The organism is Janthinobacterium violaceinigrum (genome assembly GCF_009208555.1).
GTDB lineage: Bacteria > Pseudomonadota > Gammaproteobacteria > Burkholderiales > Burkholderiaceae_D > Janthinobacterium > Janthinobacterium violaceinigrum.
This window is the reverse complement of record NZ_WFLI01000026.1, coordinates 79,957-89,354: the sequence shown is the minus strand read 5'-3', so window position 1 is coordinate 89,354 and position 9,398 is coordinate 79,957. Positions and strand designations below refer to the sequence as shown.

Sequence of the window (9,398 nt, the reverse complement as noted above, 5' to 3'; positions counted from 1 at the left end):
GGCCTTGCCGGCCGTGACGCGGCGCGCCGTGATGTCGCTGGCGCGCGCGGCCAGCGCCTGCGCGCTGTCGGCCAGGCGCAAGCCTTCCTGCGCCGCCAGCACGTCGACAAAGGCGGAAGTGACGGCCGCGCGCGTGTCGGCCTGCTGCAGGGACAGGCCCGCGTGCGCCAGGTCTTCGCCGCGCTGGGCAACGGCGGCGCGCGCGCCCCGTTTGCCGCCCAGTTCGATCAATTGATTGAGCTGCACGGTGGTGCTGCGCGTGGCGCGCCGCGTGTCTTCCAGCACGGTTTGCAGTTCCGGGTTGGGCAGGGCGCGCGCCTGTTGCAGGGCGCCGCCCTGGGCCGCCAGTTCATGGCGGGCGGCCGACAGGGTGGCGTTGCCGGCCTCGGCCAGGGCCAGGGCGGCGGGCAAGGTCAGGGGCGCGGCTGCTTCCACGCTAGATTGCGCGTGAGCAAAGTTGCCGGCCAGCAGGCCAGCGGAGAGTAGCAAGAGATAGAGGGATCGGTACATCGAATTCTCCAGAATACGGAAAAAGAATTCGACGGGACGCGCAGGCTTGCGCCCGGATTATTTCAGGGCGCGCAGTGCGTTATGACAAAAGGGGACGTCCCGTCGGCCTAGATGGCCGACGACCAGTCGGGACGCTTGGGAACGTCCGGGATGTGGGAAGCGTAAAAGAAGGGGGCGGTGTCCGCAGTCACGGACACCGTGTCGCCGACGGGCAGGCTGGAGCCGGCCGGCAGCCATGCATGGCCGATGCCATGGCAGACGTTGCAGTCGCTGTGCGGCTGGCCTTTGGATTGCTTGTCGGCCTTGTCGCCGGCCGGTTGCTTGTCGGCCCCTGCCTTGTGCTGGTGATTGTGGTGGCCCAGGTGCTGGGCCGCCTTGCCTTCCTCGTGCAGGCAATACGCGCTCGCCGCGGCCCAGGACATCTGGAGCGGAAGCACGAACAGCAGCAAAATGAGGAAGAATTTACGCATGGTGACGGCTATTGTACAGAAAGTAGCAGGGCTGCGCTGCGCTTAGCGCGGCTGGGCGCGCCATGCCTTTAAATGCGCGGCGATGGCCTTGCCCTGGAACATTTGCGGCTCGGAATGTTCTTCCGCTTCCATGCCGCCCTCGTTGAAATCGGCCGCTTCGCGCACTTGCACCAGCACCTTGGCCTGCTCGAATGCGGACTCGAAGCTGCTGCTTTTCGGCAATGCCTCCTTGAAATACGCTTCGCTGAAATAAGTAAAATCGTTCTGGTCGTCGCAGCCGAACGAGGTGCGGTCGCGGCGCGCGGCCGTGATGACCAGCGTTTGATCATCCTTTAATGCATCGATGAACCCGCCCGCATAGCAGGCCGAGATCACGATGACTTTCCAGCGGATGCCGCTGTGCTTGAGCATGGATGCCAGTTCCTGCGCGGGCAGGCTGTGCAGGTCCATGCCGTTTTGCGCCAGCGCCAGTTCGTGTTCGGGCGAGCCGTGGCTGGTGAGGAACAGGAACAGCACGTCGTTCTGCTTGTCCATCTTCGCGCCCAGCGCATCGAGGCTGGCGGCGATGCTGGTGCGCGTGGCCATCGGCTGCTGCGCCACCGTGTTGCGGCTGTTGACGAGCATCAGGGAGCGGCCCACGGTGCCATAGTCGCGGTCGAACTGGCGCTGCACGAAGGCTGTTTCGCGGTGAAACACTTCCTGCGCGCCATCGCCGGCCACGCCCAGCAGGTACAGATTGATCTTTTTTGCCCCGTCGCGCGGCGCGATGCGCGCCAGGGCGCCGTCGAGCAGGCTGCGCTGGTTGTACAGGGCCAGTTCGATATTATCGCGCGTGAGCTTCTCCAGGGCCGGGTCGTCCAGCTGGCCTTCCGTCCAGTTGCCGCTGTCTTCGCGGCGGCCGTCCGCCTGCGCCACGGCATAGCGCAGCACGCCCTTGCCGTCGAACTGGCCATTCTTGAAGCCGCCCCGGTATTCGTCGCCTTCGGCCGTGCGCAGCACGCCCTGGCCTTCGAATTTCCAGTCCTTCAGCTCGCCTTCGTAGTGGATGCCGTCGCTGGTGGTGACGGTGGTCTTGCCCTGCACCTGGCCCTGGACGAATTCGCCTTCGAAGACGGTGCCGTCCGTGTCGGTCAGCTTGCCGGCGCCGTGCGGACGCCAGTGCTTGAACTGGCCTTCGAAGGTGGCGCCGTCGGCGCCCTGGAAGCGGCCCATCCCCTCGAAGCTGCCCTTGACGAAGCTGCCCGCATAGATTTCGCCCTTGGGCGACGTGTAGCGGCCGATGCCATCGAAGGCGCCCTGGCGGAAGGCGCCCACGTATTCGACGCCCGAGGACTGGCGCAGCGTGCCCTGGCCGGAAAACACGCCGCGCGCGAAGCCCCCTTCGTAAAAGGCGCCGCTCGCGTATTCGAGACGGCCCTGGCCATGCATCTTGCCCGCGACGAGGGGGCCGAAATAGCGTCCCCCATCGGCCGTCTCCGCCGCCGGCACCTTGGCTGGCGCGGCGCACAGGGGCGGCATGCCCAGCGCGGCAAAGGCCAGCAGGCCGGCGAGGGTGTAGGGGCGAAGCGAGGCGCGTAGCGTGGCGGTCATGAGGACGGTCTGGTCTGTAGGAAGGGGCCTAGTCTGCCACTGTATCGCCAAGGTGGCAAATGCTGGCGTAGCGTGTGTTGCTCTGCCTCAAGGCAAGATTCTCCGTTTTATGCCGTGCCAAGGTGGAGCTGAACTGATAATATTGATTTTCAGAACATATACTTACACAAGGCACACAGTCACCCATGGAAAGCCGTCTCAGCCGCCTGGAAGCCGTTCAAACCGTGTTGCTGGAAATCGGGCAGCGCTCGAGCACCTGCAGCGATATCAGCGAATTCCTGCAGGCGGTGCATGCGGCGCTGGGGCGCATCATGTATGCGGCGAACTTTTATGTCGCGCTCAGCGACCGCGACGACGGCCTCGTGCGCTTTCCCTATTTTGTCGATGAATTCGATGCCGCGCCCGACCCGGACGAGGGCGTACGCCTGGCCAGCGCGGCGCAGTCGCCCACGGCGTGGGTCATCGTCAACCGCAAGCAGCTGGTGATGACGGCCGACGACGACGCCATGCGCGCCATCGATGGCGGCGCCTGGGGCGGCGGCACGGCGGCCGAGCACTGGATCGGCTGCCCGCTGCTGGACCAGCAGCACCAGGTGCTGGGCGCCATCGTCATCCAGAGCTACGATGCCCAGCACCGCTTCAGCCTGGAAGACCAGGCCCTGTTCGCGCTGATCGCCACGCACGTGTCGAGCGCCCTGCAGGGCATGCAAAGCATGGACCGGCTGGAAAAGGCGGTGCAGGAGCGCACGGCGCTGCTGGCGCACGAAGTGGCCGAGCGGCGCCGCGCGGAAAACCTGCAGCATGCGCTGTATGAAATCGCCAACCTGTCGGCGCAGGCTTCCGACGCGACGACCTTGTACACGCGCCTGCACGCCATCATCAGCGAGCTGGTGACGGCAAAGAATTTTCTCATCGCCCTGTATCACCCGGACAACAAGGACATCACGATCCCGTATTTTGTCGATGAAAAAGATGCGCAGGCGCCCGTGAAACGCTTTCATTACGGCATCGGCATGAGTTCGTATGTGCTGGCGCGGCGCCAGGCTTGCCTGCTCGATGCGGACAGCTATGCGGCGCTGGTGGCCAGCGGCGAGATGGAAGAGCCGCTGGGCAATACCAGCATCGCCAGCTGGATGGGCGCGCCCATGCTGCTGGGCGAGCGCAAGTATGGCGTGATCATCGTGCAAAGCTATGACTCGTCCGTCGTGTATGGCCAGGCGGAACTGGACGTGCTGGCCTTCATGGCCAGCCACGTGGCCGTGGCGATGGCCCGCATCCAGGCCGACAGCGCCATGCGGCGGGCCAAGGAAGCGCTGGAAGAGCAGAACGCGGCCCTGAACAGCGCCCTGAACGCCTTGCAGGAAGCGCAGTCGGAACTGGTGCGCCAGGAAAAGCTCGCGTCGCTGGGGCGCCTGGTGGCGGGCGTGGCGCATGAAATCAATACGCCGCTGGGCATTTGCGTGACAGCCACCAGCCACCTGGTGCAGGAATTGAAACTCACGCGCGAAGACCTGGACGGCGGCCAGCTCGATGAAGACGGCTTGCGCCAGTTCTTCGACATCATCGACCAGACCCTGCGCATCATGACGACGAATACCCAGCGCGCCGCGGCGCTGGTGCGCAGCTTCAAGCAGGTGGCCGTGGACCAGTCCTCGGATGAGTTGCGCAGCTTCAATCTGCGCAAATACCTCGATGAAATCCTGCTCTCGCTGCAGCCCAAGCTCAAGGGCAAGCCCATCAAGGTGGACATCGAGTGCGCGCCCGACGTGCAGCTGCGCAGCTATCCGGGCGCCGTCTCGCAGATCGTCACGAACATGGTGGTCAATTCCCTCGTGCACGGCTTTGCCGAAGGCGAGCCGGGCAGGATTAAGATCGGCGTGCGCACGGCCGGTGAGATGCTGGAACTCGATTACAGCGACGACGGCATGGGCATGGACAGCGCCACCCTGGGCCAGCTGTTCGACCCCTTCTTCACGACCAAGCGGGGCTCGGGCGGTAGCGGCCTGGGTGCGCATATCCTGTACAACCTGGTGACGGGGCCGCTGGGCGGCACGGTGAAGGTGGTCAGTGCGCCGGGGATGGGATTGCACTACAAGATACGCTTCCCATTGGAACCGAAGAGCGCTTGAAAGCCTGAAAACGGCGGGCCGGAGACGCGGGCCTGAGAAAATGCCGACGGCGGCGTTGCAGCTCCTTGCCGTACTGGCGTACTGTCTGCGTCGCTGCGCCTGGTCCTCGACATTTTTCAGGTCCGCTTGGCCCGTGAAGCTGGGGTCAGACCCTGCGGGTCTGACCCCAGTATCTGCTCTTGGGTTAAATCTGGAATCCGGAGCCTAATCAGGGAAGCGTTGATTCAGCGCAAGCGCTTCGTCGAGATTGGCAATCAGCAACTCCACATACTGCGGGTCCAGGTGGCTGCCGCTCACTTCGCGCAGGTAGCCCACCACGCGCTCCAGTGGCCAGGCGTCCTTGTAGCAGCGCTTGTGCATGAGGGCGTCGAAAACGTCGGCCACGGCGGCGATGCGCGCGTATTTGTGGATGTGCTCGCCGGCCAGGCCTTGCGGGTAGCCGCTGCCGTCGTATTTTTCGTGGTGCTGGTGGGCGATCACGGCGGCGGCCTTGAGCAGCGGCCGCTGTGAGCCGTCGAGGATGGACATGCCCACTGTCGGATGCTGCTTCATGATTTCCCATTCGGCCGCGTCGAGCTTGCCGGGTTTGAGCAGCACGGCGTCGGGCGTGGAAATCTTGCCGATGTCATGCATGGGTGCCGCATGGCGCAGCACCATGGTTTCCTCCGCCGACATGCCGGAGGCTTGCGCCAGCAGCTGGCACACTTCGGCCATGCGGCGCACGTGGTTGCCCCCTTCGTGCGAGCGCGATTCGACCACGTCGCCCAGGCGCAGGATCAGTTCGGCCTGGGTATCGGTGATTTCCTGCGTCAGCAGGATATTGTCGAAGGCGATGGCCACGCCCGAGCAGAACACTTCCAGCAGCTGCGCATCGAGGTCGGAGATTTCTTCCACGCCCTTGAGTACCAGCAAGGACGCCTTGCCGCTGCTGTTCGGGAAGTAGCCGACATAGGTGTCGCCATGCAGGCGCGAAATCTTGTTGCTCTTGGCATCGTCCAGCTGCGACAGCAGGGACGGGCTGAGGATGCCGTCGTCCGTGTCGCCGATCTGCGCGAGGATTTCATAATCCTGCTCGCCCGAGATGGCGCTGGCGCCGCGCAGGCGCAGCAGCATGCTCGTTTCCAGGCGCAGCAGGGCGACGACCTGCTGCAGCAGGCCGCTGGCGAAGTCGCGCAGGTTGCGCTGCTTGAAGATGTACGCCGAGGCGGCGATCACGCGCTCGAGGCCTTCGCGGTAGTGGAGCTGGGCCTGGCGCGCCTCTTCCACCTTCATGATGTCGCGGTAGGCGCGCAGGGCGGCAAAGGTGGTGGTGAACAGCTTGGTGCGGTCCAGTTCCGTCTTTTCCTTGTAGTCGTTGATGTCGTAGTTGACGATCACCCGTTCTTCCGGCGCCTGTCCCGGCTGCCCCGTGCGCAGCACGATGCGCGTAAACTGGTTGCCCAGGTCTTCGCGCATCCAGCGCGCCACTTCCAGGCCGCTGTCTTCGCGCTCCATCACCACGTCGAGGAAGACCAGCGCGATGCCGTCTTCGCGCGCCAGCACCTGCTTGGCTTCGGCGCCGCTGTACGCATGCACGAAGCTCAGCGCGCGGCCTTCCAGGCGGAAACGGCTCAGCGTCAGTTCCGTGATGTCGTGGATGTCGGGTTCATCGTCGACGAGCAGGACTTTCCAGGGGGGTAACTTGGGCGAGGCTGAAGACAAAAATGACATAAGGACGAGTTCCGCTAAAAGGCATAACTGACGCAATGCTGAGACGCCTGCGCCAGACTAAGCTGTGCGCCACCACTGGCGTTGCGCGTTTTTCGGGCGCATTTTGTCGATTGTAGACTGACAGCTAAGTATTAACAATAAGCAAGAACAATTGACTAAAATCATGCAACATCCATGCCAAAAAGGCACTTTAAATCCATGCTGCTGACACTATCTATACTTTATCGCTTAGGCAACTATATTTTCAAGACAATACTTTGTTTTAGTTAATATTGCCAATGAATCTGTAAAAAAATACGGCGTCTTGCTGTTCTGGCGGAAAGCGGAAAAGTAACAAGGTATGAATTACGCGCCAGAATGGAAGGTAGCGCGTTATATTAAACAAGCATAAGAAAGTGGCGCCATGCCACGCACATTTCCTGAAAGGGTACATCATGCAAAAGCAAACGACGCGCGCCCTGATCGCCGGTCTGGCCTTGCTGGCCAGCAGCGCGGCCTGGGCAGGAACGGAAGTGCATTTCAGCAAGCCGGATCAATTCACGGATGTGCCGTTCGACCCGCACGAGCGGGAAGAGGTGTTGAAAGAACTGAGCCGGCATTTCGAAAAGCTGGGCGCATTGCTGCCGCCCGGGCAGACCTTGAAAATCGACGTGACGGACGTGGACCTGGCGGGACGTGAAAATCCCAACCTGCGTGCCGGCCAGGATATCCGCGTCATGAATGGCCGGGTCGACTGGCCGCGCATGCGCCTGCACTATGTGCTGGAACAGAATGGCAAGGTCATCAGCAGCGCCGATGCCGCGCTGTCCGACATGTCTTACCTGAGCCGCATCAATCCCTACTTCAGCAATGAAAAGTTGCGCTATGAAAAGCTGATGATCGACGAATGGTATGCCGACACCTTTGGCGTCAAGGTCAAGCGCAAGGCCCGCAAGTAAGCTGCCGGCTGGCCGCCGGGCCTGCGCCGCACGAAACGTATTGCGCTCCGGAAATTTTCACTTCAGGCTATAGTCAAACGGGAAACAGGCAGATGCCGGCAGTGCGGCGGCTGCCTGCCCGTGAACTTTCTGAAAGGAATGCATATGCGTATTTCCAGCATGACGAAAGCATGGATAGCCGCCTTGGCGCTGGCTGCTGGCGGCAGCGCCTGGGCCGGCGTCCAGGTGACGTTCGACAAGCCCGACGACTATTCCGATGTGCCGTTCAGTTCGCGAGACCGGGAGCAGGTCCTGGAGGGCCTGGCCAATCACTTTAGCTGGCTGGGCAAGGGCTTGCCGCAGGGCCAGGAGCTCCGGATCGAGATCACCGATGTCGACCTGGCGGGGCGCGAAGACCCGGCGCGTCGCGGCGCCTTCGATGTGCGCGTGATGACGGGCCGCGCGGACTGGCCGCGGCTGCGCTTGCGCTATACGCTCGAGCAGCAGGGCAAGGTCATCGCCAGCGGCAATGCCTACCTGTCGGACATGTCCTATTTGCAGCATATCAATCGCTATCCCAGCAACGATGCCTTGCGCTATGAAAAGCGCATGATCGACGAGTGGTTCAAGAATACCTTCGGCGTCCAGCCCCAGGGCCGCAGCCGTCCCGTCATGACCTTGCAGCCGCGCGACGTTCAGCGCAAATAAGCCGCTTCGATGCGCGCCAGCTGGCCGCTTTGGCGCAGGGCCAGCAGGGCGGCATTCATCTGCGCGACGAAATCGGCCTTGTAGGCCGGCGTGTTGCGCGCGCTGTAGGCGATATACGTGTCTTCGGACGACAGTTCCAGCACTTCATGCAAGGCAAAGCCGTAGCGGGCCAGCTCGCCGCGCAGCCGGTACGCCGTGTGGCGGGCCGCGCCACGGTCGCTGGCATAGCAATCGATGCGCCGCAGGGCCAGTTTCTTCAGGTTCGCTTCATTGCCCTTGGCCGCTTCCAGGTGCAGCAGCCCCTGGCGGGCCGGCGCCATCAATTTTTCCGACAGCAAAAAACCCGTGTTGACGCCGATGGTCAGGCCGGCAAAGTCGGCGGGAAAGCGCGTGCGCGGCGTGCGCATGACGGCGTCATGGCAGAACAGGACCACGGATTCGCGGTACAGCACGGTCGAATACGGTTGCACGTACGGCCGTTCCGTTTTGCGTCCTGGCGGGAACAGGCCGAACACCTGGCCTTTTTCCAGCGCATCGAGTCCCCGTTTCCAGGGGCGCGGCTGCAGTTCCAGCCGGTAAGCGGGCATCGCGCTGGCCGCCAGGCGCAGGATATCGATATACATGCCCTTGAAGACGCCGTTTTCCACATAGCTGTACGGCGCATAGTCGTCGTCGCCGTACAGGATGACGGTTTGCGGCGCGGCCAAGGCGGCCGGCCACGGGCCCAGCAGGGCCAGGGCCAGGCACAGTCTTGCCGTTATCGCTGATTGCATGCCGCTCCAGTTTTAATGTCTTCCTGGCAAGCATACAGCATGACGGCGTGGCGCCCGCTGAATCCGTTCCTTAATCGACCCAGTTCACCTGCGGGAACTTGCTGCCGAAATCTTCCGGCATGGGGACGACCTGGCTGAGCTTATAGTTGAAAAACACAAAGCCGGACTTGGCCATCGCGATCAGGGTGCTGTCGCGCGGACGCGTGATGCGGAAAGTGATGTCGCCGCCATATTTATTGAAATCCATGACGCCCACTTCGAACAGCAGCTGGTCGCGCGCATGGGCTTCGGCGCGGTAGGTGGTGGCCAGGTCGGTGACGATGATGCCGGTGCCGTCCGCTTCGATGTCGCGCACGCCATATTCGAACAGGAAGCGGGCGCGTGCCTCGGAAATCATGGAAATCATGGAATCGTTGCCGAGATGGTTGCCGGCATTGATGTCCGTGGTGCGTACCGTCAGTTGCGAGGAATAGCAGTACTGGTCTTCAGGAAATTCAAGTTTCAAACGGGCCATGGTGTTCTCTTGAGCTGGGGCGCAGGGCGCGGCGGAAAAAACCCATTCTAGCCGGTTCCCCGCGCCCCGTCGAAAAA

Annotated in this window: 9 protein-coding genes; 3 read left to right on the top strand and 6 right to left on the bottom strand. The window is 62.7% G+C overall.

The features are described from left to right. The 3 genes from GCN75_RS20245 to GCN75_RS20235 all read right to left on the bottom strand — a co-directional run. Positions 1–510 (bottom strand): TolC family protein (locus GCN75_RS20245; protein WP_193317579.1); only part of this gene is annotated, 510 nt, incomplete at its 3' end. A 107-nt stretch (positions 511–617) separates the two neighbouring features. Continuing rightward, entirely contained in the window at positions 618–980 is a 363-nt protein-coding gene (gene czcI, locus GCN75_RS20240) for a cation efflux protein, CzcI family (RefSeq protein ID WP_152284010.1), read from the bottom strand. Between the two features lie 42 nt (positions 981–1,022). After that, a complete protein-coding gene (locus GCN75_RS20235; protein WP_152284009.1) occupies positions 1,023–2,570 on the bottom strand; it encodes a C13 family peptidase in 1,548 nt (515 codons plus the stop codon). A gap of 185 nt (positions 2,571–2,755) precedes the next feature. Here GCN75_RS20235 and GCN75_RS20230 point away from each other — a divergent pair, with 185 nt between their 5' ends. Then, a complete protein-coding gene (locus GCN75_RS20230; RefSeq protein ID WP_152257010.1) occupies positions 2,756–4,699 on the top strand; it encodes a GAF domain-containing sensor histidine kinase in 1,944 nt (647 codons plus the stop codon). Positions 4,700–4,903: 204 nt separating this feature from the next. Here GCN75_RS20230 and GCN75_RS20225 read toward each other — a convergent pair whose 3' ends face one another. Continuing rightward, entirely contained in the window at positions 4,904–6,409 is a 1,506-nt protein-coding gene (locus GCN75_RS20225; RefSeq protein ID WP_152284008.1) for a DUF3369 domain-containing protein, read from the bottom strand. Between the two features lie 434 nt (positions 6,410–6,843). Between GCN75_RS20225 and GCN75_RS20220 the strand changes: the two genes are divergently transcribed. Both GCN75_RS20220 and GCN75_RS20215 read left to right on the top strand, forming a co-directional pair. Beyond that, positions 6,844–7,347: a DUF3016 domain-containing protein gene (locus GCN75_RS20220; RefSeq protein WP_152284007.1), complete on the top strand. Its 504-nt coding sequence runs from the start codon at positions 6,844–6,846 to the stop codon at positions 7,345–7,347. 144 nt (positions 7,348–7,491) lie between these two features. Further along, positions 7,492–8,034: a DUF3016 domain-containing protein gene (locus GCN75_RS20215; RefSeq protein ID WP_152284006.1), complete on the top strand. Its 543-nt coding sequence runs from the start codon at positions 7,492–7,494 to the stop codon at positions 8,032–8,034. Here GCN75_RS20215 and GCN75_RS20210 read toward each other — a convergent pair. Further along, on the bottom strand, positions 8,022–8,807 hold the full coding sequence (locus GCN75_RS20210) for a substrate-binding periplasmic protein (protein WP_152284005.1): 786 nt from the start codon (positions 8,805–8,807) through the stop codon (positions 8,022–8,024). The genes GCN75_RS20215 and GCN75_RS20210 overlap by 13 nt on opposite strands. Positions 8,808–8,877: 70 nt before the next feature. Continuing rightward, a complete protein-coding gene (locus GCN75_RS20205) occupies positions 8,878–9,321 on the bottom strand; it encodes a thioesterase family protein (protein WP_152284004.1) in 444 nt (147 codons plus the stop codon). Positions 9,322–9,398: the final 77 nt, after the last annotated feature.